Origin of the sequence: Sphingopyxis bauzanensis (assembly GCF_002205675.1) — a bacterium.
GTDB classification, from domain to species: Bacteria; Pseudomonadota; Alphaproteobacteria; order Sphingomonadales; family Sphingomonadaceae; genus Sphingopyxis; species Sphingopyxis bauzanensis.
The window spans coordinates 122,927-147,472 of the sequence record NZ_NISK01000005.1 but is presented as its reverse complement, the minus strand read 5'-3'; the positions used below and the strand labels follow the sequence as shown (position 1 = coordinate 147,472).

Annotated in this window: 23 protein-coding genes; 13 read left to right on the top strand and 10 right to left on the bottom strand. The window is 60.6% G+C overall.

Annotated elements, in window-relative coordinates; genetic code table 11:
- Positions 1 to 11: 11 nt before the first annotated feature.
- Positions 12 to 1,160, top strand: coding sequence for an O-antigen ligase family protein (locus CDQ92_RS19055; RefSeq protein ID WP_158213903.1), 1,149 nt, complete (start codon positions 12 to 14; stop codon positions 1,158 to 1,160).
- On the top strand, positions 1,157 to 2,311 hold the full coding sequence (locus CDQ92_RS19050; protein WP_088443740.1) for an N-acetyl sugar amidotransferase: 1,155 nt from the start codon (positions 1,157 to 1,159) through the stop codon (positions 2,309 to 2,311). The genes CDQ92_RS19055 and CDQ92_RS19050 overlap by 4 nt, the downstream gene beginning before the upstream one ends.
- A gap of 1 nt (position 2,312) precedes the next feature.
- On the opposite strand, the gene CDQ92_RS21870 is transcribed toward CDQ92_RS19050, so the two are convergent.
- The 3 genes from CDQ92_RS21870 to hisH are packed head-to-tail and all read right to left on the bottom strand — an operon-like array spanning position 2,313 to position 4,461.
- Positions 2,313 to 2,951, bottom strand: coding sequence for a PglD-related sugar-binding protein (locus tag CDQ92_RS21870; RefSeq protein WP_088443798.1), 639 nt, complete (start codon positions 2,949 to 2,951; stop codon positions 2,313 to 2,315).
- A gap of 56 nt (positions 2,952 to 3,007) precedes the next feature.
- Entirely contained in the window at positions 3,008 to 3,790 is a 783-nt protein-coding gene (locus tag CDQ92_RS19040) for a HisA/HisF-related TIM barrel protein (RefSeq protein ID WP_158213902.1), read from the bottom strand.
- Positions 3,790 to 4,461, bottom strand: a complete 672-nt coding sequence (hisH, locus tag CDQ92_RS19035; RefSeq protein ID WP_158213901.1) for an imidazole glycerol phosphate synthase subunit HisH — start codon at positions 4,459 to 4,461, stop codon at positions 3,790 to 3,792. The genes CDQ92_RS19040 and hisH overlap by 1 nt, the downstream gene beginning before the upstream one ends.
- Positions 4,462 to 4,777: 316 nt before the next feature.
- On the opposite strand from hisH, the gene CDQ92_RS19030 reads away from it, so the two are divergent.
- Genes CDQ92_RS19030 through CDQ92_RS19015 form a run of 4 tightly spaced genes read left to right on the top strand, consistent with a single transcriptional unit; the run spans position 4,778 to position 8,638 of the window.
- Positions 4,778 to 5,842 carry a Gfo/Idh/MocA family protein gene (locus tag CDQ92_RS19030; protein WP_088443734.1) on the top strand — a complete coding sequence of 355 codons (1,065 nt, stop codon included), beginning with the start codon at positions 4,778 to 4,780 and terminating at the stop codon, positions 5,840 to 5,842.
- Positions 5,835 to 6,299, top strand: coding sequence for an acyltransferase (locus CDQ92_RS21865; protein ID WP_088443732.1), 465 nt, complete (start codon positions 5,835 to 5,837; stop codon positions 6,297 to 6,299). The genes CDQ92_RS19030 and CDQ92_RS21865 overlap by 8 nt, the downstream gene beginning before the upstream one ends.
- 4 nt (positions 6,300 to 6,303) lie before the next feature.
- A complete protein-coding gene (locus tag CDQ92_RS19020) occupies positions 6,304 to 7,398 on the top strand; it encodes a DegT/DnrJ/EryC1/StrS family aminotransferase (protein ID WP_237246133.1) in 1,095 nt (364 codons plus the stop codon).
- Between the two features lie 13 nt (positions 7,399 to 7,411).
- Positions 7,412 to 8,638: a glycosyltransferase family 4 protein gene (locus CDQ92_RS19015; RefSeq protein ID WP_158213900.1), complete on the top strand. Its 1,227-nt coding sequence runs from the start codon at positions 7,412 to 7,414 to the stop codon at positions 8,636 to 8,638.
- 12 nt (positions 8,639 to 8,650) lie between these two features.
- On the opposite strand, the gene CDQ92_RS19010 is transcribed toward CDQ92_RS19015, so the two are convergent.
- From CDQ92_RS19010 to CDQ92_RS18980, 7 genes are all read right to left on the bottom strand, one after another.
- Entirely contained in the window at positions 8,651 to 9,253 is a 603-nt protein-coding gene (locus tag CDQ92_RS19010) for a sugar transferase (RefSeq protein WP_144035831.1), read from the bottom strand.
- The gene (locus tag CDQ92_RS19005) at positions 9,253 to 10,353 is read right to left on the bottom strand and encodes a hypothetical protein (protein ID WP_144035830.1); all 1,101 of its coding nucleotides are present in this window, start codon (positions 10,351 to 10,353) and stop codon (positions 9,253 to 9,255) included. Before CDQ92_RS19005 ends, CDQ92_RS19010 begins: the two co-directional genes overlap by 1 nt.
- 188 nt (positions 10,354 to 10,541) lie before the next feature.
- On the bottom strand, positions 10,542 to 12,755 hold the full coding sequence (locus CDQ92_RS19000; protein ID WP_088443722.1) for a GumC family protein: 2,214 nt from the start codon (positions 12,753 to 12,755) through the stop codon (positions 10,542 to 10,544).
- A gap of 43 nt (positions 12,756 to 12,798) precedes the next feature.
- Complete coding sequence (locus CDQ92_RS18995; protein WP_144035829.1) at positions 12,799 to 13,521, bottom strand: polysaccharide biosynthesis/export family protein; 723 nt, start codon at positions 13,519 to 13,521, stop codon at positions 12,799 to 12,801.
- 31 nt (positions 13,522 to 13,552) lie between these two features.
- On the bottom strand, positions 13,553 to 14,905 hold the full coding sequence (locus CDQ92_RS18990) for an O-antigen ligase family protein (RefSeq protein ID WP_158213899.1): 1,353 nt from the start codon (positions 14,903 to 14,905) through the stop codon (positions 13,553 to 13,555).
- Between the two features lie 179 nt (positions 14,906 to 15,084).
- Complete coding sequence (locus CDQ92_RS18985) at positions 15,085 to 16,659, bottom strand: polysaccharide biosynthesis protein (protein ID WP_237246134.1); 1,575 nt, start codon at positions 16,657 to 16,659, stop codon at positions 15,085 to 15,087.
- Between the two features lie 618 nt (positions 16,660 to 17,277).
- Complete coding sequence (locus tag CDQ92_RS18980; protein WP_229667626.1) at positions 17,278 to 17,991, bottom strand: metallophosphoesterase; 714 nt, start codon at positions 17,989 to 17,991, stop codon at positions 17,278 to 17,280.
- Between the two features lie 49 nt (positions 17,992 to 18,040).
- Between CDQ92_RS18980 and CDQ92_RS20965 the strand changes: the two genes are divergently transcribed.
- The 7 genes from CDQ92_RS20965 (at position 18,041) to CDQ92_RS18950 (ending at position 24,478) form a co-directional block, all read left to right on the top strand.
- Complete coding sequence (locus CDQ92_RS20965; protein WP_144035828.1) at positions 18,041 to 18,253, top strand: hypothetical protein; 213 nt, start codon at positions 18,041 to 18,043, stop codon at positions 18,251 to 18,253.
- A 14-nt stretch (positions 18,254 to 18,267) separates the two neighbouring features.
- Positions 18,268 to 19,404 carry a non-hydrolyzing UDP-N-acetylglucosamine 2-epimerase gene (wecB, locus tag CDQ92_RS18975; protein ID WP_088443716.1) on the top strand — a complete coding sequence of 379 codons (1,137 nt, stop codon included), beginning with the start codon at positions 18,268 to 18,270 and terminating at the stop codon, positions 19,402 to 19,404.
- On the top strand, positions 19,391 to 20,686 hold the full coding sequence (gene wecC / locus CDQ92_RS18970; protein WP_088443790.1) for a UDP-N-acetyl-D-mannosamine dehydrogenase: 1,296 nt from the start codon (positions 19,391 to 19,393) through the stop codon (positions 20,684 to 20,686). The genes wecB and wecC overlap by 14 nt, the downstream gene beginning before the upstream one ends.
- Positions 20,687 to 20,732: 46 nt before the next feature.
- The gene (locus tag CDQ92_RS18965; RefSeq protein ID WP_088443714.1) at positions 20,733 to 21,539 is read left to right on the top strand and encodes a class I mannose-6-phosphate isomerase; all 807 of its coding nucleotides are present in this window, start codon (positions 20,733 to 20,735) and stop codon (positions 21,537 to 21,539) included.
- A gap of 55 nt (positions 21,540 to 21,594) precedes the next feature.
- Positions 21,595 to 22,161 carry an ATP-dependent protease subunit HslV gene (hslV, locus tag CDQ92_RS18960; RefSeq protein ID WP_088443711.1) on the top strand — a complete coding sequence of 189 codons (567 nt, stop codon included), beginning with the start codon at positions 21,595 to 21,597 and terminating at the stop codon, positions 22,159 to 22,161.
- A 5-nt stretch (positions 22,162 to 22,166) separates the two neighbouring features.
- On the top strand, positions 22,167 to 23,468 hold the full coding sequence (gene hslU / locus CDQ92_RS18955) for an ATP-dependent protease ATPase subunit HslU (protein WP_088443708.1): 1,302 nt from the start codon (positions 22,167 to 22,169) through the stop codon (positions 23,466 to 23,468).
- A gap of 143 nt (positions 23,469 to 23,611) precedes the next feature.
- The gene (locus CDQ92_RS18950; RefSeq protein WP_088443704.1) at positions 23,612 to 24,478 is read left to right on the top strand and encodes a helix-turn-helix domain-containing protein; all 867 of its coding nucleotides are present in this window, start codon (positions 23,612 to 23,614) and stop codon (positions 24,476 to 24,478) included.
- Positions 24,479 to 24,546 lie beyond the last annotated feature (68 nt).

The window sequence follows — 24,546 nt, the reverse complement described above, 5'->3', positions numbered from 1 at the left end:
ACGGATTTGGCGTGTTCATTGCGCTCACCGCCGTGATCATCCTTAGCGGCCGGATCAATCGCAGAGGTCTGATCGCCCTTCTCTGGCTTCTTACGGTCAGCCTCGGGCTGGCGTTGACGAGCATCTGGTCCGAATCCACCGTCTATCTTCAGTATAAGCTGCCGCTTGTGCTCGGCATGCCCGCGATCCTGTTTGCCGCAGGGTTTTTCCTCGCCGCCAGCGGACGCACACGCCTGTTCGCCAACTGCATTTGCGTTCTCAGCTTCGGCATATTGCTGGGCATATGGATATTCGGTATCGATGTCATCGTCGGTTTCCAGACCGGCCTCGATGAAGAATTCGGCGGGCGGTATCAGTCCATCTCTCGCGTTCTGGCGGTTGGCGCCATCGTCCTGACGAGCATGGCGGTTACGCACCCCAACTATTATGCCAGGATCGCACTGTTTCTTGTCAGCGTATTGCTGGTTTTCCAAGTCCTGTATACGGGCGGGCGGGTCGGTCTTCTCGTCATCGCCCTTGCCGCCCCGCTGCTTTATTTTAGCACGTTCCGGCCCAGGATGCGCCTGTTCCTGATGGTTCTGTTTGGAGCGTTCGCCTTCCTCGTGCTGACCAAGGTCGATCTGTTGTCGCTGGTTAGCGCTGTCTGGCCCGGCGACGTGCCGCTGACGATTCAGCGCGTTCTGATCGATTACTCAATTCAGCAAGCCGATCAGTTCCAATTGCTGGATCGCGAAAATCTCTGGCGGCTGGCGATGGAGCTGTGGTCAGAAAACCCCGTATTTGGTGTGGGATTGGCAAGCTTCCCGGTCGATGCCGGTATCGGCGATATGCGCGGCGTCTACCCCCATAACATATTTTTGGAACTGGCCGCCGAAACGGGCCTGTTCGGCCTTGCGCTGTTTTTGTCCTTTGCGTTCACGGTCTTCATGGCGCGCGCGAAGGGCGCGATTGCTCCGATGGACCGGATGATTGCAACGGGCGTGCTCGCCAGCGGTGTTGCGATTTCCTCGGTGGTTTCCGACTTCAGCTTGCAACGCGAATTGTTCCTTGGCCTTGGTCTATATTACGGGCTAAAATTCCCCGACGCGCTGGTTCGGACCCGCGTCCGCAATAGGCCCGCAGGGCCAGTACCGATTTCCCGATCAAACGAGATTTTATGACTGAAGCTTATCAAATCTGTGCGCGCACCGTCATGGACACATCCGATCCTGCGATCAGTTTCGACGCGGAGGGTGTATCCAATCATTTCCATGAAGCGCGCGCCCGGCTGGAGAAGGAATATTTTCCCGGCGACGACGGCATGACCCGAATCGAAGCAATCGCCGAGCAGATCCGCGCCGAAGGGGCCGGGAAACCCTATGATTGCATCATGGGCGTCAGCGGCGGCGCCGACAGCAGCTATGTCGCGATCCGCGCGCATGAGCTGGGGCTGCGCCCGCTTGCCGTGCATCTCGACAATGGCTGGAACACCGACACGGCGGTTTCCAACATCGAGCTCCTACTGCGCGAACTCGACATCGATTTATATACCCATGTGATGGACTGGGAAGAGTTCAAGGATATCCAGCGTTCGCTGTTCCGCGCGTCAGTGCCCAATATCGAGGTCGCGACCGATCATGCGATCACGGCGTTGCTATATCATATGGCCGCAAAACATGGCGTCCGCTATCTGCTCAGCGGCTCGAATGTCGAAACGGAATCGATCCTCCCGCGCAGCTGGGGCCATGACAATCGTGACTGGCGTTCAATCAAGGCAATCAAGCGGCGCTTCGGCAATCTTGCGATTGGGATGAAAAGCTACCCCCATCTGACGCCGACAAAATTCCTCGAATATATCCTGCTCCGCAAGATCCGCTTCGTTCCGGTGCTGAACTATGGCGGCTACAGCAAGGCCAAAGCTGTCAAGGTGATGCAACAGAGTTTTGGCTATAACGCCTATGCCCGCAAACACGGCGAAAGCCGGTTCACGCGCTTCTTCCAGGAATATTACCTGCCCACAAAATTCGGGTTCGACAAACGCCGCGCCCATTTTTCTAGCATGATCGCATCCGGCACGCTGACCCGCGAAGCTGCGCTCGCAGAACTGGAACATGACATGTACGACCCGGTCGAGAAGATGATCGATATCGAATATTGCTCGCGCAAGCTGGGCTTCAGCGAAGCCGACTGGTCGGACATCATGCATGCCCGACCAGCGCATGCGACCGATTATCCGAACAACGGTTGGCTATATGACCACACCTCGAACCGCCTGACCGCCATCATCCGGAAATTCGCAAAGGGTGAGTTGCTCGGCCGCAAGGCCAAATAGCCTATCTGGGCATCGCCGGGTTTCCGACGACGACCGCGCCCGGCTCCACATCCTTTGTAACCACGGCGCCCATCCCGACGATTGCGCCGGCGCCGATAACGAGCGGCTTGTCGGCCGTGCCTTGCTTCAACACAGCGCCGGTTCCGACATAGGCATAGTCCTGGACATGCACATTGCCGTTGCAGCACACGCTCGGAGCAAAAGTGACGAAATCGCCGATCACGCAGTCATGCGCAACATAGCTGTATATATTGCACTGGAATTGGCGCCCGATCTTAGCCGAAGCGGTCACCATCGTGCGAGCGGCAAAAACCGCGCCTTCGCCGATTTCGACCTCGCCCCCTTCGATATAGTCTTCGGCGAACAACGAAAAAGGCTTTAACCCAATGCGGTCGCACTTGGCGGCCAGCATTGCGCGTAGTCGACCATCGCCCACCGCAACGATGTATTCATCGCCATCCCTCAAATCTTCGAGGCGCAAGACCGGGACGGCCGCCGAAAAATGCGGATCGTCGCCGGCAGGGCGATTGTCGTCTATGAAAGCCAGCTCCGCCAAATTACGACCAGCCCGCAAAAGTGCCGCGCGGGCAGGAGCCACCAGTTCGCGTCCGAATCCGCCCGAACCATAGATCGCAAGCATTCCAGTCTCCCATCCTTCGTCCGCGGTCGCGTCCGGACCGCTTTTGTCTCGTATCTTCAGGCCGTCGCCAGTTCGCATGCCTTCGCCACCGCCTGCTCGCGCTCATCCGCCCGCGGATAGTTGATCAGCACCGCCTGGAGGCGTCCGTAGAAAGAGAACATCGAGCCGGCCGCCGCCGCCGATGCACCATCTTCGATGATGATCCGCGCCAGATCGGCCACGGTATCGGCGCCGCCGAGCGCCACGACGGGCAATGTTGTCGCTTCGACGACCGACCGCACCATCTCGCGATCATAGCCGACGCGCATTCCGTCGCGATCAATAGACTGGATGACGATTTCGCCAGCGCCTTGATCGGCGGCACGGCGCGCCATTTCGACCGGTGAAACGCCAAGCGCACGAGTCCCGCCACGGCTGTAGACCTGATACCGGCCGTCCGCCTCGCGCTTGGCGTCGATCGACGCCACCAAGCTTTGGCTGCCGAACTGCTTCGCCGCCTCCTCGATCAGCGTGCCGCCTTCGACAAAGGCGGTGTTGATCGATATCTTCTCTATGCCGTGCTTGAACAGCGCTGCAGCCTGCGCAACGCTATTGATCCCGCCGCCAAACGCAAGCGGCATGAAGCATTCCTCGGCCAGATGGCGAATGACATGGGGCTGCGAAGCACCCTTTTTATGAACGCCAACGTCGATGACGATTAATTCGTCAGCCATCTTGCTGTTGAATATCTGTGCCGCGTTGACGATGTCGCCGATATAGCGCGCCGGCGCGAAGCGGTGCGTTTTGATGGCGCTGGTTCCATCGAGCAGCAGCACCGGAATGAATCGTAACCGCCGCATCACATCCTCGCGAAATTCGTCAGGAGTTCCACACCGAACATATGGCTCTTTTCGGGGTGGAACTGCATCCCCATGATGTTGTCGCGTGCGCATCCCGCGATGAACGGATAGCCGTAATTGCACCAGAAAAGCGGTTGGACGCCGTCGCTGCGCAGGGACACATGCAGGCTGTGCACAAAGTAGAAACGTTGCTTTTCGGCTTGCTCGCTGTGCGTCAGCGGATGGGCGCCGACGGCGTCGACCTCCGACCAGCCCATATGTGGAATGGGTAGTTCGGCAGAAAGACGCGAACGATCGAAATGCTTGACGTCCATATCGAGCAGGCCCAGCCCTTCGCAATCGCCCTCCTCGCTATGATGCGCCAGCAACTGCATGCCCAGGCAGATGCCCAGGATTCGCTTCTTTTCGACGAGTGCGATGTGGCGGATCGGCTCGATCCAGCCGCCATTCGCCAGATTGGCCATCCCCGCCTGAAAATGTCCGACACCGGGCAGGATGATCCGGTCGAAATCCGCCAGTTCGTCCGGCGACGAAATACAGGTCGCCAGCGCGCCTGAACGGCGCAGCATGTTGCGTACCGACCCCACGTTGCAGATCCCATAGTCGATTATTCCGATATGCCCGGCAGAATCGATGTCCGGACGTCCACTCTTCTCGCTGGATTCGTGCAATTGGGGGCTCCTCATAATTCACTTTGCCCGTGACGCGCCGGACACAACAGCTTGGATTGCCCTCATTCCAGCCCGTCCGCGCCTCTACAACCTATTGATTTAATCTCAAGGGGCTTTATGCGGACGGCGATCATCTGCCTGTCCAGGGTCTTTGGAAAATGCCTGCCGAATCTTTTGCTGCGGTCCGGTCACTGCAAGGACCTCCGATGCGGCGTCGATAGAAACGGGACAGGTCATCCTTAAAAGCAGAACGTCCCCCAAATTGCTCTTGGCCATGGCGCCAGCCGCGCTTCACGGCTGATCAGGAAGGAAATCAATGCTGGATTTTTGTATCGTTGGCTGCGGCCGGATTGCCAAGCGGCACAGCGAGTTGCTGGGCAACGGCGTGATCTCGGGTGCGAAGCTGGCGGCGGTATGCGATGTCGTACCCGAAAAGGCCGAAAAGATCGGCGAGCAATTCGGCGTTCCTTGGTACACCGACATGCACAAGATGATGCAGGAAATCAAACCTGCGGTCGTCACCATTTTGACCGAGAGCGGCAACCACGCCCGCGACACGATCGCGCTTTCAAAATATGGCGCGCATATCGTCGTTGAAAAGCCGATGGCGCTGACCTTGTCGGACGCCGACTCGATGATCGATGCCTGCGACAAGGCCGGCGTGCGCCTGTTCGTGGTCAAGCAGAACCGCTTTAACGTGCCCGTCGTCAAGCTGCGCGAAGCACTTGAAGCCGGACGCTTCGGCAAGCTCGTGATGGGAACGGTACGCGTGCGTTGGTGCCGCCCGCAAGCCTATTACGATCAGGACAGCTGGCGCGGCACATGGGCGCAGGACGGCGGCGTCCTGACCAACCAGGCCAGCCATCACGTCGACCTGCTCGAATGGATGATGGGCGACGTCGTGCGCGTTTCCGCCATGAGCGCCACCCGGTTGGTCGACATCGAAGCGGAAGATACCGCGGCCGTTACGTTGCAGTTCGCGAATGGCGCGCTGGGCATCATCGAAGCGACGGGCGGAACGCGTCCCAAGGATCTTGAAGGTTCGATTTCGATCCTGGGCGAAGGCGGAACCGTCGTGATCGGCGGCTTTGCCGTGAACAAGCTGGAAACTTGGAACTTCGTCGATGCGGAGCCCGACGACGACGCCGTCGTACAGAATTATTCGGTCAACCCGCCGAACGTCTACGGCTTTGGCCATCAGGCCTATTACGAACATGTCGTCGATGTGATCAGCAAGGGCGGCCCGCAACTCGTCGACGGCCTGACCGGTCGCCGCAGCCTCGAGCTGATTTCGGCGATCTATGAATCGATCGAAACCGGACGGACCGTCGACCTGCGCTTTAACCCCCGCAAGGCCAAGCTGGGCCGTAAGGATGGCTGAGCCGATCCTGCTGCAAAGCGGCATCAAAGATGTAAATTTCGGCGAAGGCGTGAAAGTCGTCGCGCCCGCCAATCTTTATGGTTGCGCGATCGGCGATCATTGCTTCGTCGGGCCATTCGTCGAGATCCAGAAGGATGTCACGATCGGCAAGCGCTGCAAGATCCAGTCGCACAGCTTCATTTGCGAACTGGTGACGATCGGCGACGATTGCGTGGTCGCGCACGGCGTGATGTTCATCAACGACCTGTTCGGCACGGGCGGTCCCGCGATGGGCAATCGCGACCTGTGGAAATCGACCCGGATCGGCAACAAGGTATCGATCGGTTCGAATGCGACGATCCTGCCCGTAACGATCTGCGACGATGTCGTGATCGGCGCCGGTTCGGTCGTAACCCGCGACATTGTCGAACCTGGAATTTATGCGGGTAACCCGGCCCGGAAAATGAGGACTCTATAAAGTGGTGAAATTTCTTGACCTCGCCAGCCAATATCATTCGATTAAGGACGATATCGACGCGGCGATCAGTCGCATCATCGCGACCTCGGCCTTTATCGGGGGCCCCGATCTGAAGGCATTCGAAAGCGAATTTGCGGCCTTCCAGCAGGCCGAGCATTGCATTGGCGTCGCCAATGGCACCGATGCGATCGAGATCGCGATCGAGGCGCTGGACCTGCCCGCCGGATCGGAAATACTGGTTCCCGCGAACAGCTTCATCGCCAGTTCGGAAGCCGTGACCCGCTCGGGCCACCGCGTCGTTTTTTGCGAGGCTGACGCGGTCAGCTACACGCTCGACCTGGACGATCTCGAACGCCGCATCACCCCGAAAACGAAGGCGATCATCGCCGTCCATCTTTATGGCCATCCATGCGACATGACCGGCCTGATGGATCTGGCCGAACGGCATGGGTTGAAGATCATCGAGGATTGCGCCCAAGCGCACGGCGCGGAGATCGACGGGCGCCGCATTGGTGCCATCGGTCATATCGGCGCGTTCAGCTTTTACCCTGGCAAGAATCTGGGCGCCTATGGCGACGGCGGCGCGATCCTGACCAACGACGCTGACCTTGCTCGCAAATCACGGATGATCGCGAACCACGGACGCATCAACAAATATGATCACCAGTTCGAAGGCCGGAACAGCCGCCTCGACGGCCTGCAGGCCGCGATCCTGCGCGCCAAGCTGCCACATCTCGATGGATGGATCGATCGCCGCAACAGCATCGCGCAGCGATATCTCGCAGGCCTGCAGGGGGTCGAATGGCTGAGCCAGCCGAACATCAAGCGGAACGTCCGCCATGCATTTCACCTGTTCGTGATCCGCACCGCGCATCGCGACGCGTTGCAGGGATGGCTGAAAGAGCAAGGCGTGGATTCGGGCGTTCATTACCCGATCGCGCTCCCCGACCTTGCGGCCTATGCCTATCTTCGCGACGCCGACACGCCGACGCTTGCTTCGGACCTTGCGCCGACGCTGCTCAGCCTGCCGATGGGCGAACATCTGAGCGAAGTCGATGTCGATCAGGTTATCTCCGCGGTTCGTTCGTTCCAGCCGTGATGCCGTGGAACCAATGCGCATAGTCTATCTGCACCAATATTTCGTCACACCGGACCAGCCGGGCGGTACCCGCTCGTATGAAATGGCGCGGCGACTGGTTGCCGCCGGGCACCGCGTCGACATGATCACCACCGATCAACAGGCGCAGGGCGATGGCCCCGCCTGGCGCGAAACCGACGAGGCCGGAATTCGGGTCCATTGGGCGAGGCAGCCCTACGACAATAACATGGGTTGGCTTGGCCGGATGAAGGCCTTTGTCGGATTTGCCGTCGCAGCGTCGCGACGCGCGGCGTCGATCCGCGATGCCGATATCATTTTCGCGACGAGCACGCCGCTTACAATTGCGATTCCGGCAATCTTCGCCTCGCGGCGTCTGAAAAAGCCTTATGTGTTCGAAGTTCGCGATGTCTGGCCCGCGGTTCCGATTGCGCTGGGCGCGCTGAAAAATCCGGTTCTGCAATGGTTGGCTCACCGGCTGGAGCATGTCGCCTATCATCGCGCCACGCGCGTCGTCGCCCTCGCGCCCGGCATGGCCGAAGAAGTCGCCCGCACCGGATATCCCCCTGAACGCATCGACGTGATACCCAATGGTTGCGATAATGATATTTTCGGTACCGTGTCGGCCGGCGGCGCCGACGCGTTTGCCGGATATACCGACTGGCTTGGCGATCATCCGCTGATCCTTTTCGCCGGCACCTTGGGCAAGGCAAACAATGTCGGCTATCTCGCGGATGTGGCGGCAGCGATGCTTGCGCGCGATCCCGACATTCGCTTTGTCATTATCGGGGCCGGTGCCGATCGCGATGCGATTGCCGCTCACGCCGCGAAGCTGGGTGTCCTCGACCGCAATCTGAAGCTTGTCCCGGCCGTCCCAAAGAGGGTGCTCGCCGGATGGATTCAGCGCGCGTCGATCTGCCTCGCAATGTTCTCCGGGCCGCGTATCCTTTGGAAGGACGCGGTGCAGAACAAGTTTTTCGATGCGTTGTCGGCCGGCAAGCCGGTCATCTCGAACCATGAAGGCTGGCAGTGCCAGATCGCGGTCGAGCATGATGTCGGCTGCGCAATGAGCAGCGAAAACCCCGACGAAGCCGCTGCCTGCCTTCAGAAATATGCTCGCGATACCCAGTGGCTGGAAGGCGCGGCCGTACATGCAAAAAGTCTGGCCAGCGATCGCTTCAGTCGTGACACCCTCGCCGTTCAGCTCGAGCGATGCCTGACGGCCGCCGCCAAAGAAGGCTAAACGCGTTCCCGGTTAATCGGGCAACGACGGCGTGCCGGTGAAGCGCGGCATTGTCGCTTCGCCGTCGGCCGAAATATCGGCCCGGCGCACAACCTTGAGCACGGTAAGCGCCAGGATTTTCATATCCAGCCACAGCGACTGATTGTCGACATACCAGCAATCGAGTGCGAACTTCTGTTCCCATTGCAACGCGTTGCGACCGTTGATCTGCGCCCATCCGGTCAGTCCCGGCCGGACATCATGCCGGCGGGCCTGTTCGGCGGAATAGAGCGGCAAATATTCCATGAGCAGCGGCCGCGGACCGACCAAGCTCATGTCGCCTCGCACGATATTCCAGAGCCCCGGCAGTTCGTCGAGGCTCGAACTGCGCAGAAACTTCCCGAATGAGGTCAGGCGTTCGGCATCGGGAAGCAACGCGCCGCTGGCATCGCGTGTGTCGGTCATGCTGCGAAACTTGAGCATCGCAAACGCGGCGCCGTTCCGGCCCGGACGAAGCTGCCGAAACAGCATTGGCGACCCCAGCTTCGTTCGAACGAGAATCGCGACGATGAGCAGCAGCGGCGACAGCAGAAGCAACGCGCCAACTGCAACACAAAAGTCGAACGACCGTTTCATTATTCGGCCGGCCGCGCTATCGCAGCGGCGGGGGTCGCACCGGCCAGAGCAAGGCGATCGACGACGATGCGCGCAGGGTCACGCCCGATGCCGCCCGTCATGTGCATTTCCAGCACCGCAAGCCGGCATCCCGCAGGCACGGCCAGACGCATCAGCGTCCCCGTTTTGGCGGCCAGCAGATTGACCGTCTGTACCGTCGTCTCGGTCTCTGACGTCAAGCACCGCAGCTTCCACTGCGCGCTCGATCCGCCATTGACGGTGCGTTCCGCGATCGACCAGTAAAGCGTCTGTGGCATCGCGTGATTGGGAAACTCGATCAGCTTCTGTCCCGCTACGCCAATCGTATCGGGGATGGCATAAAATTCCAGCGCGCCGCCATTTTTGCTCTCAAGCGGCGAACCTCCTTGGTCCGAATGGTCGGAAAAAGCCCATATCGCGGGATTATATCCGACCGAAAGGGTTTCCGGGGTGACGGCCACGGTGCGCAGCACTTCCGCTTTCGCCCCCGGCAGGCGGGGATAGAGGCGAATCGCTTGTGTATAGGCTTTTTCGCGAATCAGGCGTTCGAACAGCAGGGCGTAGTGACCGCGGAGAAACTCGCCATCGGGGACCTTCTTAGCGCCAAGCAGCAGTTCGGCGACATGCGCCGAGGACGGAGCCCGCGCAACGGCCGCGCCCATGAAACGCGCATACCAGGGATTGGCGGGATCGACATAGCGAACCAGTTCCTTACGCGCGTCCGGATAGGACAGGACCGCAACCAGCTGGTTGATGACAGCAGCCGTCTCGGACGGCTTGTAGGTCCGCAGAAAAATGTCGAAATGCTTGAGGCCTGCCGTCGTCTGCGATTTGCGAAGCGCGGAATTGGCGAGCCAGGTCTGCGTGAGGCCATCGCGGCGCGAGAGACGTCCGGCGGCGACCATCGCGCGGTCGGCGGCCTGCTTGTTCCCCGCCGCATTCAATCCCAGTCCGATCGAGCGCATGAGCGAGGACGACAAAGGCGCCAACACCAGCAGGGCGCGCCGCGTCTCGACATGTTTCATCGCGTTCGCCACGCTGGGCGCTTTGGCCATGATCGCCGCATCATGCTTGTCGATCATTTTCATTTCCGGGTACCCGAACGGAGCAGCCCAGCGAAAAGCCGAAAGCGGAATGCCGATATTCGACGCCGCCGCGGCGAACGACGCTAAACCCATCAGGGTCGCGATCGACGCCAGGCCGAGGCCTTTACCCGTAATATTGACAGACGGTAACTTGATCTGGCGACGCGAACGTCGCCGTTGGCGGCTCATCGTGTTCCCTCGTCAAGCGTATCATTGTCGCGCCCATAGCCATAGCCATAACCATAGCCATAGCCGTAGCCATGTTGCTCGCTACGATATTTGGTCAGGATGGCACCGAACAGGCGCGCCTTGCCTTGACGCAGTCGGGCAATCGACTGCTGAGCCGCCCGCACCGACGTCCGCTGTGCTTCGGTGACGTAAATGACGCCCTCTACAACCTGCGCGATCAGCGGCGCATCCGACAAACCCAACAATGGCGGCGAGTCCAGAACGACATGGTCGTAATGCTGGCTCAATTCGTTGATGAGCAGCTTCAACCGGTCGCTGCTCAGCAAATCGGCGGCGCTCGGCGGGATAGGTCCGGCGGCGAGGAAGCTCAAATTCTTTAGCTCCGTTTTCTGCACCCACGTCTGCCAATCGGTCTGTCCGGTCAGGAAATTGCTGACCCCGCCTTCATTGCGCAGCCCGAGGTAATTCCATACCGACGGCTTGCGCAAATCGACATCGACCAGAATAACCGAACGACCGACGCGGGCGATTGTTGCCGCAAGCACCAGGCTGGACGTCGACTTGCCTTCGGCTGGGGCCGATGACGTCAACGACAATGTTCGTGGCAAGCCATGGTCGGTCGTTAGTGCGAGGTTGGTTCGCACCGTCATATAGGCTTCGGAGAGTTCCGATTTGGGATCACTGATCAGCTCCACGCTCGTCAGGTCGCCGCTGTCGGGAATGACCCCCAGTATCGGCAGCTGAAGCGCGGCGCTCAGCTGGGCCGGTTCACGAATGCCTTCATCCAGGTTTTCCAGAACCACGACGGCAATGCCGGCCAGTCCCATGCCAGCCAACAAGGCGAGCGCGAGGTTGAGCATCAATCGGGGTGACGATGGATTAACGGGGGCAATTGCCGGATCGACAATGGAGATATTGTTTGTCGCGACGCCGGCAACGCCGATTTCCTTGTAGCGCTGTAGCAGGCTTTCATACAGCTGGCGGTTGGTATCCACCTCTCGCTGATAGATATTGTACTGGATCGACGCACGATCCTGACCGGACAGCAGAGACAGCATCGAATCCAGTCGCGAACGCAGCTGGCTTTCGCGATCAACAGCAGCCCGATAGGTGGAAGAGATCGCATCGCCGACCCGCCGCTCTTCGCCAGCGATGCTTGCATCGATGGCATTCAGCTGATCTTTCAGCGCGCGCGCGGCAGGATATTCCGGCTCGAACTGGACGAGCAGTTTCGCATATTCGCCTGCGACTTCGGCGCGACGGCTGCGCAAATTGTTCAATGCGGGATTCACGAGACCTTCGGCGCTGCTGCGATTGCGTGCCGAAGCGGACATCCGCGCTTCAGCGGCTACGCGATCCGCAACCGCCTTGGCCAGTTCGGCATTGATGCTTTCAACATCGGCGCGCGCCAGCGTCTGGGTGGTCCGCGTCTTGCCGTCGACCGATTGCGTGTCTGAAAGCCGCACGATTTTCTGGCTTGCGGCGTAGTCGACCAGCGCGCGTTCAGACTGCTGCAGGCGCTCGCGCAGTCCCTCGAGACGTGTTTCGAGGAATCGGCGTGCATCCGACGTCGACGCGAACCGGCGGTCCATGCTCTGCTGGACAAAGGACGTGGCCCAGTTGTTCGCGATACGCGCGGAAAGGCCGGGGCTCGGGCTCGAAAAATGAATATCGACCAGGGCCGAACCGCGGATTGGCGAAATGCTGACCCCATCCAGTAGGATGTCGGTCGCGCGTGCCTCGCGTTTCTTCAGCTGTTCGCTCGACAATTGACCGAACCCGGCATTCGTCGGCAAGGAATCCTCGTCCTGGTCGAGGCCGTAGATTTTGACGAAATCCGCATCGCGTGCAAGACGCAAATCCTTCGCCACGCGTTCGGCAAGCGATCGCGCCTTGAGCAGGTCATATTGAGTCGAATAGAATTCCAGATTCTGCCCCATGTCGCGGGCCTGAACCCCCTCGAAGCTGGTCACATTCGCCTGTTGCCGCGCGATCTCGATCCGCGTTGTCGCCGTATAAAGCGGCTGTGCGAGCAATGTCATCACCAACCCCGCCGCCAGGGCCGCAATCAGGATCGCGAGGATCAGCCAGAGGCGCCGGCGAGCAATATTCCAGTAATGGAAGATGATCGGGAGCGCCTTGCCCGTTCCTTCGGCTTCTTCGCCGTCGGCACCGACATTCCTTGGCAAAGGCTCTGCGACAGAATTCATCAAAATACTCACTTAACAGGAAAATAGATGGTGCCGCGAAGGGTCATCGATTGTCGAGAACCGCCACCAAAGGCGATATCAACAGGGGCGCGGCCGTCAGGAAGTCACGGAAGATGCGGCGTCCCGGCGAATCCCCGACTACGATCGTGTCAAAGGGATAGACTTTCGGATCGGCATAGACGCCGCGCCGGATGGCCCGCAGATTATAGAGGGCCGCCATCCGCTGATCGCCCACCGTCCGGAAGATGACGACGTCATCAAGCTTAGCGAATTCGTTCGCGCCCTTGGCGGCTGCGATTGCGCGCGTGAGCGTCATATCGGTAACCGCAGGATAATTCCCCGGCTGAGTTACCTGCCCGTCGACCGTCACGAACCGGCTGATCGACTCATCGAGATTCACTGATACTTGCGGATCACGAACATGACCGGCCTTCAACCGATCGGCTACTTGCGCAGCCGCTTCGGCCGGGGTCAGGCCTAGCGCGTGAATCTCGCCCGCCATCGGAACGGAGAACCGGCCCGAAGCGTCGACTTGAATTTCGCGGCGCATGAGGTCGGGAAAGCCGAAAACGTCCACGATGATACGATCGAACGGCCCGATCCGGTAGCCATCTGACGTCAGCAAAGCCAATCCCACTGGCGCGGGCAGTTCGCCCTGGCGAACGACAGCTACGGCTTCGGTGGTCTCGAGAGGAATGGATTTCCCGCACCCGGCCAACGACAAAGCAGCGACCGTCACGCCAATCGCTCTTGTCAGAAACGTCATGTCATTCCCTTTAAATGCTTAAAATCCGTCATCATGCCGGGACTTTTTGCCCATACGCGCGACGATAAACAGAGACTATCCACCCGACCGCAAGGGCCGCAAAAACGGCCAAAGAAGGCGTGCGCAGGGGATACTCACCAACACTGGCGATAGCAAGAAGGGTTAGTACAGAAACGCCTGTGCGAAGCAGGATCAAATCGTCGCGCGAGGACGACATCCGCTGATCCGGTCTCACCGCAAGACGAAGCGTGCTTAACAGGAGAATGGCTGCGATCAAAACTATCAGGATCGCGGGCAAGCCGCCCGTCACCCAGATTTCCATATAGTCGTTGTGCGCATGGTTGAAATAGTTCGGCGACAACAAGTTATACGGCTCGTAGACCTTATATATTTCGACGAAACTTCCCATGCCACTGCCGAAGGGAAACAGTTCGCCCGCGGCGTGCATCAGAGCGGAGAACGACGTCCACCGCAGGTCGCTAGACACATCTTCGGTGAACAGACGGTCGAAGGCCGGAGCGCGCAAACTTGCGAACACGAGCAATGCCACCATCACAGCCCCGATCGTCACAAAGGCCGAGAACGACAGCTTGCGGACGCTGGACATCTCGATGCCGCGGCCCACCGCAAGCGGCGCCCTATAAATCCAAAACGCCGCCGGAATCGCCAGCCCCGTCAACAGCAAACCATTGCGCGAGCCCGTCACGAGGATCAACGGGATCAGGAACACTGCCGCCACGATTGTCAGGGTTTTCTGGAATATGACGGTTTCCTGGCGCGCGCTGATCAACGAAAGGTGCGCGGCAAGCAACGGCAGCAGGCATGCCAGAAAAATCGCCTGATGGTTGCGATTGGCGAACAGGCCGACGGCCATGCCATTGTTGGTGATACGATAGAAATAGAGCGGACTGTTGGGAGAGCCGATAGCCTGCAGCAGGCCAAGCAGCCCACTTAGCATGCCGACAACTAGGACGGCGCGCAGCAGGCTTGCCTGCTGCGCCTTGTCGAGCGAGAAGCAGAGCAGCAGCATCGCGACCGGCAACATCAGCGACAGGAGCGCATTGAGCGTCGCGATCGGAGTCATCGAAAGCGCTTGCCAGGGAAGCGCCATCCCGGCCGCTCGGAACGTATCGGCAACAACCCCGCGCCCTGGAAGCTCGGACCAGATGGCTGGTGGGAGCGGGGTGAGATGCACTACCGGTAATAGCACGATGGCAACGACCAGCCCTGGCAACCAGCGCTCCTGCCAGAACAGAGATCCATATTTCCACAAGGCATAGACAAGAGCGGCCGCAGACAGGGGGCGAAGGAGCAGCAGCGACGTGATGTCTGGCCGCGCCCCCCCGCCGAAGAGGAACGCAGCGATGAGCAGCGCAATGGCCAAATACGCCCTTTTAGGAGGCGCTCCTTGCCGAGCCGCACCGGTAAGAAACGTCATAGATGGATAATCCCGGCGAAATGGAGGGCGCAACAATACTTACGAATCGATGATGGGCGCCATTGGCATTATCTCAATGGAAGGTCCAGAAGAAGCCACAGCGCGAGGAAACGGCAAGGCGCCGGTTAAGCCGCGCCAGTCGCCGTTTCGGAACCTACTTGCGCCATGGACCTGTACTCGGGCACGAGCTCTGCCATGATAGTCAGCACGGTCGCCGCATCGCCTGCCTCAAGCGCCGCCGCCAGCGCAGCAATCCGCTGTTCAAGGATCGACCATTCCAGCAAGGTCTCGTGCGACTGGATAATGCGCTGGTGACCGGTCGGCTTGGGGTCATCGCCTATAAGCAACTCTTCATACAGCTTTTCGCCGGGGCGAAGACCGATTTCGGATATCTCGATATCTCCATATGGGTTTTCGTTTGTCCGGACGGTCAGTCCACAAAGCTGAACCATAGCCACTGCCAGATCATAGATCAGAATCGGTTGCCCCATATCGAGCACGAAAACTTCGCCGCCTTTCGCCATGGCGCCCGCCTGAATCACCAGCTGCGATGCTTCCGGGATCGTCATGAAATAACGCGTCACCCTTCGATCGGTCAGCGTGATCGGCCCACCGCGGCTGATCTGCTCCTTGAACAAGGGCACAACCGACCCGCTCGACCCCAGAACGTTGCCGAACCGGACCATGGTGAAGATTGTTTTCGACCTGTCGTGCGCGCGCGCCTGAAGAATCAGTTCGCAAATACGCTTCGAAGAACCCATGACGTTCGTCGGCCGAACCGCCTTGTCGGTGCTGATCAGGATAAACTTCGCCACACCGGCCTTTTCGGCGGCGAGGCAACAATTCAGGGTCCCCATCACGTTGTTGCGAAGGCCGGCGATAGGATTCATCTCGACCAGCGGCACATGCTTGTAAGCGGCTGCATGAAACACGGTTTCGGGGCGATAGCGGGAGAATATCCGGTTCGCTGAGCCTTCATCCGCCACGTCGCACAATTGGGGGACAATCACTGTATCGAGCCCACTCGAACGGAGAAGCTGCGAGAGTTCGCCCTCGACCAGATAGAGCGCAAGTTCCGACTGCTCGACCAGCACGAGCTGCTGGGGCCGGCAACTCAGTATCTGACGGCACAATTCGCTTCCGATCGACCCGCCAGCTCCAGTCACCAGAACTCTCTTTCCGGCGATCGTGCGCCCGAGCAGCAGCGCATTCGGAGCAACCGGGTCCCGGCCAAGCAATTCGTCGACTTCGACTTCACGAAGGTCGCTGACCGAAATTTCACCGTCGATGATGCTGCCGACGCTGGGAAGCGCCCGGACATGCACATTCTGCCCCGATATGCCTTCGACGATTTCGCGCCGGCGGGCCCGGGAGGCGCTCGGAATCGCCAATAGCACCTCGTCGAGCTGCAAATCCTCGATTTGCGCGTCGAGGTCCTGCGCATGATATACCGGAATGCCGTCGAGCAATTGCCCGTGAAGCCTGCTGTCGTCGTCGAAAAAGGCGACGAGCCACATATGGGGTTCGTGCCGCATCGCGAGCGCCAGCTGTTGCCCTGCCCGCCCCGCGCCATAGACGGCAACCCGCCTGCGCTCGATGCTGCCTTTTACAATGCCCAGAATGTCATTGAGGCCAAAGCGGATGACCAATCGGCTGAGCGTCAGGAGCGCCAGAAAGATGATTGGATGCAAAAGCCCCATGGTGCGCGGGACGCCCGGAATTCCGACCGCCATCAGGATAAAGAACATGGGGATAGCGAAATAGGCGCATGCGACGCCAAGACCCGCCATAGTCCTGCCACCCGCGAAGCGGATAAGCGAGGAATAGATGCGCATCGCCCATGCTATCGGGAACCAGAATGCCAGCGCACACCCGATGATAATGGCGATCGACCGGTCCCATAATTGCCAGTTGCCGATGCGCAGTGACAACGCGATCCATGCCGCAATGATGCAGAGGACCGCGTCCATCGCCACAGCAAAGCCGCGCCTTTCACTGCGCGGCCGCTCGGCCAGCCAGGACAGGGCGCCTATCGCATAGGCCTTTATCTTTACCAGACGGCTGCCCACCTGGTTACTGGCCTTCAAATTCACCAAAACCGTCACTCGCACTCTGTTGCCGCGCAAATCCTGCCGACCTCAACAATATTTATGCCACTCAAACAGTGGGCGGTAGCGCGCGTGGCGCAGAAGCCGGGCAATGAATGCCCAAGTCAAACATCGACTTGCGCTAGTTTTTCGGCTGCGTTTTACCGACATCTCATATAAGGAACAAGCCACTATCCCACGACCCTCTTTTTGTACCGTCGCGCTTTTCGGTCAGGTCGTCAGATAACGTCGCTCGTCATTTTCGATCACAACGGCGGTCAATATTCCGCTGGCATAGGCCCCGGTGTCGATGCCCAGGCGGTTGGCGCGCTCATCCACCGTTTGGGTGATCGTATGGCCGTGGACGATGAACCGACCAAAATCGCTATCGGCCGAAAGGAACGGCTCCCTGATCCAACGCAGGTCCGACGGCTTCTGGCTGTCGATCGGGACGCCCGGCCGAAGCCCGGCATGAACGAACCCATAGTCGCCGAGCAAAACCATTTCTTCACCCGCCGCCAGGAAGTCGCGATGGACCGACGGAACCGCCCGCTCCAGCGTGACCAGCAACTCCTCATAGGTCATGCGCGAATAGGTTGCGTGATCGATCCCATAGCTCAGGATCGTTTCCTCGCCGCCGATCCGGCAAAACAATTTGAGCGCGGCGAGGTCGCCGCTCAGCGCTTTGATGAAGACTTCTTCATGATTGCCGATAAGCCAGTGAAAGACCGGCCAATTGCGGCGAAGCCGGATTGCCCTTTCGATCACCGTCGACGACGACGGCCCGCGGTCGATCAGGTCGCCCAGCAGGATCAATCCGCAATTCGGGTGCGGCCTGGCCGCCTTGTCGGCCTCAATCTTGTCCATCAGTTCGGCGAACAGGTCCTCGCGGCCATGGATATCACCGACGGCATATATCCGAAGGCCTTCGGGCAGACGCGGCACGGGCAACGAAACAGCGCTTCGGTTCTTCTTCGAAAACAGGGAGGAAAACATGACGCAACGAACCAGCAAAGGTGAGCAGCGGCGCTATATCGCACCGCCTCGAAATCGGCGCCTGTTTAACCGATCGCTGCCCGTGTCGCTAGCCCTTGCAGTCCGCCAGATTCTGGGCTTGTCTTTGATTATCCGCACCGCAGGTTCCGGCGTGGTTAATCGATCCTCAACCTCGATTCCTTACTGGCAGCGTCATCCCGGCGATTTTTAAAGGCTTATGACGAAATGGAAAATACTGGTCGCCCAAAGATCGCGATTGTGTTTGGAACGCGGCCGGAAGCGATCAAGATGTTCCCCGTCATCCACGCTCTTCGGGACGATGGTTCGGTGAACACACGCGTTTGCGCCACCGCCCAGCATCGCGAAATGCTGGACCAGGTTCTCCATATCGCCAACATCCAGCCGGATATAGATCTGGACGTCATGCAGGGCAACCAGACCCTCGACAGTCTGCTGGCTCGGCTCGTGACCGGCCTCGGCGAAGCTCTCGACGCGGAAAAGCCCGACCGCATATTGGTGCATGGCGACACGCTGACAACAATGGCGGCGACACTGGCCGCCTATTTTCGCAAGATTCCTGTCGGTCATGTCGAAGCAGGCCTGCGCAGCGGCAACATCTATCATCCCTGGCCCGAAGAGGTGAACCGCAAGGTGGCGGGCGCAGTCGCGGACCTTCATTTCGCGCCCACCGAAACCGCCGCGGCAGCTCTACGCGCCGAAAATGTGCCCGCCGACCGCATTCACGTGACTGGAAATACTGTGATCGATGCGCTGCTGGCAACCAAAGCGCGAATTGAACGAGAGCCGTCGCTTGCCGCTGGCCTCGACCCACTCGTCGGCCGCTTTGCCGGCAAACGGATCATCGCCGTCACTTCGCACCGCCGCGAGAATTTCGGCGAAGGGATGAAAGCGATTGCCGATGCGATCGCCGCTATCGCCGCGCGCGACGACGTCGCGGTGGTCTTTCCGGTCCATCCCAACCCGCACGTCCGCAGCGCGATGGAACCGACCCTGGGCGGTCTGTCCAACGTCGCGCTGGTCGACCCGCTCGATTATCCGCATTTCGTCCGCCTGCTGGCGATCTCGGACCTCGTTCTGACCGACAGCGGCGGTGTGCAGGAGGAAGCGCCTGCATTGGGCAAACCCGTCCTCGTCATGCGCGAGACGACCGAGCGCCCCGAAGGCATAGCGGCCGGGACCGCTAAGCTTGTCGGAACCGACAAAGCGCGCATTGTTTCCGAAATTTTCAGGCTTCTCGACGATAAGGACGCCTATTCGACCATGGCCCGCGCCCATAATCCCTTTGGTGACGGCACGGCGGCCAAACAGATTGCGGAGATTGTTGCGCGTGCCCATCGATAGCGAACAGACGGTCACAGTCCTTGGGCTGGGCTATATTGGCCTGCCGACCGCGGCGTTGATCGCGCGCTCGGGATGCAAGGTGACGGGCGTTGATGTCAGCCAGCATGTCGTCGATACCGTCAACAACGGCAAGGTGCATATCGAGGAAGTCGATCTCGACGGCCTGGTTCAGGGCGTCGTTTCGCGCGGCGCGCTGATGGCGTCGACCGACGTGGCGCCAGCCGACACCTTTGTCATTGCCGTACCGACCCCGCACGACGAAGAATATCGCCCCCACATCGGCCATGTTCTGTCGGCCGCGCGTGCAATCGCGCCGAAGCTGGAGGCCGGAAACCTCGTTATCCTCGAATCAACCTCGCCCGTCGGCACCACTGAAAAGGTCGCCGCGCTCCTTGCCGAGTTGCGCCCCGACCTCAAGGTCCCCGGCGCGTGCGCCGGCGCCGCCGACATTTTCGTCGCTTATTGCCCCGAACGGGTGCTGCCGGGCCGTATCTTGGTCGAGCTGGTCGATAACGACCGTTGTATCGGAGGCATTACCCCGCGCTGCGCGCGCCGCGCGATGACCTTTTACCGGCAGTTCGTGCGCGGCGCGTGCGTCACTACCTCGGCGCGCGCCGCCGAAATGGTGAAGCTGGTCGAGAACAGCTACCGCGACGTCAACATCGCCTTTGCCAATGAGCTGTCGATGATGGCCGAGCAGATGGGGGTCGATGTGTGGGAGGTGATCCGCCTCGCCAATCGCCACCCGCGCGTCAACATCCTCCAGCCCGGCCCCGGCGTCGGTGGCCATTGCATCGCAGTCGATCCGTGGTTTCTCGTCCATGGCGCGCCCGAGCACAGCCGCCTGATCCGCACCGCGCGCGAGGTCAACCTGGCCAAGACCGCGCATGTCATCGGTGCCGCCGAAATGCTGGTGTCGCAGCATCCGCAGGCGCGTGTGGCGTGTCTCGGCCTCGCGTTCAAACCCAATATCGACGATTTCCGCGAAAGCCCCGCGGTCGAGGTCGCAGCAGCACTGGCGCGTCGGTTCGGCCAGCAGGTCCAGATCGTCGAACCCTATGCACGCGGTCTGCCGATGGAGTTCGCAGGAACCGGCGCCGAGTTGATCGATCTCGACAGCGCCCTGGCCGCTTGTGACATTCTGATCGTGCTGGTCGACCACGAATTATTCAAATCAATCCCGCTCGAAGAACGGAGCGAAAAGATCGTCTATGACACACGCGGCCTGTGGCTCGACCAACCGCCCCCAGCGAACGGCAATCGCCTACACCAAGCGGCCTGACCCGGCTCGGCTTGACGGTCTGCTCACGCCCCCGCATGCTGCGGCCATGCTGCAACGTCTTGAAACGATCGTCGTCGAAAAGCCTTGGGGCCGCACCGATATCCCGCGCGATTTCGGTGATTTTAGCGCGCGTCGGATCGGCGAAATCTGGTTCGAGCATCCGGACGGCGACGCCGCGCCGATCATGGTCAAATTCCTGTTCACGTCCGAGCGGCTGTCGATTCAGGTTCACCCTGACGATTCCGCAGCTCAGGCGGCGGGTTTCGCCCGCGGCAAGGAAGAGTGCTGGCTGATCCTCGACGCTGACGCAGGCGCAGAACTTGGCGTTGGCTTGACCGCAGAAACCAGCCGCGAGGCGCTTCACGCGGCGGCGCTCGACGGATCGATCGTCGACATGATCGACTGGCGAGCGAGCAAGACTAATGATTTCGTCTATAACCGCGCCGGAACGATCCATGCCATTGGCGGCGGACTGACGGTGGTCGAGGTGCAACAGAATGTCGACTGCACATACCGGCTCTATGATTATGGGCGTCCGCGCGAACTGCATCTTGATGCCGGATTGAAAGTTGCGGCGCTGGGACCGGTGCACGACCCACGCGATACTGTTGTGGACCCTGCCGCGAACCGCATGCTGGTCAGCGGACCGCATTTCTTCCTCGCCCAACTCGCGGGGCCGGTCGATCCGGCCATCCTGGACCGCGCGGCCGGCGAACTCACTTTTGTTCCGCTGTCCGCCGGTTGCGCGGCGGCAGACGAGACGGTGGCCTTGGGCGAAGCCGTTTTGCTCGACGACGCATCGTTGATAGAGATCGCACCCGGCGGCCGCGCCGTTCTATGCTGGGCCGCCTGACCGGCGCATCGCCCTCCCCTTGCGGCTCCGCCCGCTATCTCCCATATCCCGCCGCATGACCAATTCTCACGCGCAAAGTGCCGCGCCCTGGCACGGAACCACCATCCTCTCCGCCCGCACCGCTGACAAGGTCGTCGTCATCGGCGATGGGCAGGTGTCGATGGGCCAGACGGTGATGAAGCCCAACGCGCGCAAGGTGCGCCGCCTCCACGACGGCAGCGTCATCGGCGGTTTTGCCGGCGCGACCGCTGATGCGTTTACGCTGTTCGAGCGGCTCGAAGCCAAGCTTGAGCGCCATAACGGCCAGCTGCTGCGCGCCGCGGTCGAACTTGCCAAGGATTGGCGCACCGACAAATATCTGCGCAACCTCGAGGCGATGATGATCGTCGCCGACAAGGAGGTGACATTGGTTATCACCGGCAACGGCGATGTGCTCGAACCCAAGGGCGGCATTGCCGCGATAGGGTCGGGCGGCAATTACGCCCTCGCCGCCGCCACCGCGCTAGCCGAATATGAAAAGGACGCCGAAGTGCTGGTTCGCAAGGCGATGCAGGTCGCCGCCGACATCTGCGTCTACACCAACGACCAGTTCACCCAAGAAACACTCGAAACGCAGGCGTAAGACAGATGAACAAAGACCTGACTCCCAAGGCGATCGTCGCTGCGCTCGACACGCATATCATCGGCCAGGATGCCGCCAAGCGCGCGGTCGCGGTGGCGCTGCGCAATCGCTGGCGCCGCCAGCAGCTGTCTGCCGATCTGCGCGACGAAGTGACGCCGAAGAACATCCTGATGATCGGCCCCACCGGCTGCGGCAAGACCGAGATTTCGCGCCGTCTGGCCAAGCTTGCCGACGCACCGTTCATCAAGGTCGAGGCGACCAAATTCACCGAGGTCGGCTATGTCGGCCGCGACGTCGAACAGATCGCCCGCGACCTGGTCGAGGAAGCGGTGCGGCTGGAAAAAGACCGCCGCCGCGAAGCGGTGCGCGCCGCCGCCGAAGAGGCCGCGATGGAACGGCTGCTCGATGCGCTGACCGGCAAGGGCGCGAGCGAGGCCACGCGCCAGAGCTTTCGCCAACGCATCCGCGAAGGCCATCTCGACGATAGCGAGGTCGAAATCGAGGTTGCCGACGCACCCAGCATGCCCTTCGAACTGCCCGGTCAGCCCGGGCAGATGAGCATGATCAACCTGTCCGACATGTTGGGCAAGGCGATGGGCGGCGCGCCGAAGAAGCGCCGCAAGCTCAAGGTCATCGAAGCCGCGACGCGGTTGATCGAGGAGGAGCAGGACAAGCGCCTCGATCAGGACGACGTCGCCCGCATCGCGCTCGCCGATGCCGAAGCCAATGGCATCGTCTTCCTTGATGAAATCGACAAGATCGCGGTCAGCGACGTGCGCGGCGGCTCGGTAAGCCGCGAAGGCGTCCAGCGCGACCTCCTGCCGCTGATCGAGGGCACCACCGTCGCAACCAAATATGGTCCGATGAAGACCGACCATATATTATTCATCGCATCGGGCGCCTTTCATGTCGCCAAACCCAGCGACCTGCTCCCCGAGCTTCAGGGCCGCCTGCCGATCCGCGTCGAGTTGAATGCCCTCACCGAAAGCGATTTCGTCCGCATTTTGAGTGAGACCAAGGCGGGACTGCCCGAACAATATTCGGCGCTGCTCGGCACCGAGGACGTCACCCTGTCGTTCACCGACGATGCGATCGCCCGCGTCGCCAAACTCGCCGCCGAGGTCAACGAACGCGTCGAAAATATCGGCGCGCGGCGGCTCCAGACGATCATGGAGAAACTGGTCGAAGAGGTCAGTTTCGGCGCCGAAGACATGTCAGGCACCACCCTCGCCATCGATGCCGCCTATGTCGAACGCCAGCTGTCGGAGATTGTCGGCGATACCGACCTCAGCAAATATGTGCTCTGAACGCATCTCGTTCCGACGAGCGTAATTCATACTCTTTTCAGCCGGTCGTTTGCCGAACTTCATTTGACTTTTTCGGCCCGTCAATGCGATGAACGGTGCGACGCGGTCGACACGGGTTGCAATCGACCGGCGCGGAGACAGTAATGACAGACGAGGATGTCGCCCCGGAACAGGGCGAGCTGGCGATCACGCGCACCGGCGACCGGCTTCGGCTGGCGCGGGAAGCTGCGGGATTGTCGCTTGCCGATGTGGCGACCCGCACTCGGATCACCCAGCGCCACCTGTCCGCGATCGAAAAGTCCGATTTTTCGGAACTTCCGGGCCGAACCTATGTCACCGGCTTCGCCCGCGCTTATGCCCGCGCGGTCGACCTTCCCGAAGCCGAAGTCGGCGCCGCGGTGCGCCGCGAGCTCGAAGAAGACGCGAATGGCGCGCGGCCGCTTTACGAAGCTTATGAGCCGACCGACCCGACCCGCCTGCCCACCGCGCGGATGACATGGACGCTGGTGATTATCGCCTTGCTGCTCGCCTCGGCCTATGGCGTTTGGCGCTTCCTGTCGGTCGAACCGGGCGAAGCGCTGATTGCCGCGCAGAACCGCGCCGCCGATGCCTCCGAAGCACCGCAAAGCGACGCCGCAGCGCCGCCGACAAGCAAGACCGGTTCTCCACAGTTGGCCATCGCCGCCGACGCGCCGGTGGTGCTGACCGGCCTTTCCGAGGTGTGGATCGGGTTCGATGATGCGACGGGCAAAACCGAAAACTGGCGCACGCTCGACCCGGGCGAAACCTATCAGGTGCCGCCGGCATATATCGACCAGTTCACGCTGCGCACCAGCATTCCGCAGGCGTTGAAAGTCACCGTTGGCGGCCGCGACGTTGGGGCGATCGGCCCCGCCGATACGCTGGTAAAGGGCGTTTCGCTCAAGCCTGCCGATCTGGTGGCGCGCGCTGAAGGAAACGGCGCGCCCAGCACTGCGGCGCCTGCGACAGCCCCGCTTCCGAAGGGCTGAACCGGCCATCTTTTGGGTCGGCACGAACGGCAGCGCACCGAATTGGGTTTGCGCTGCCGCACTTTGCG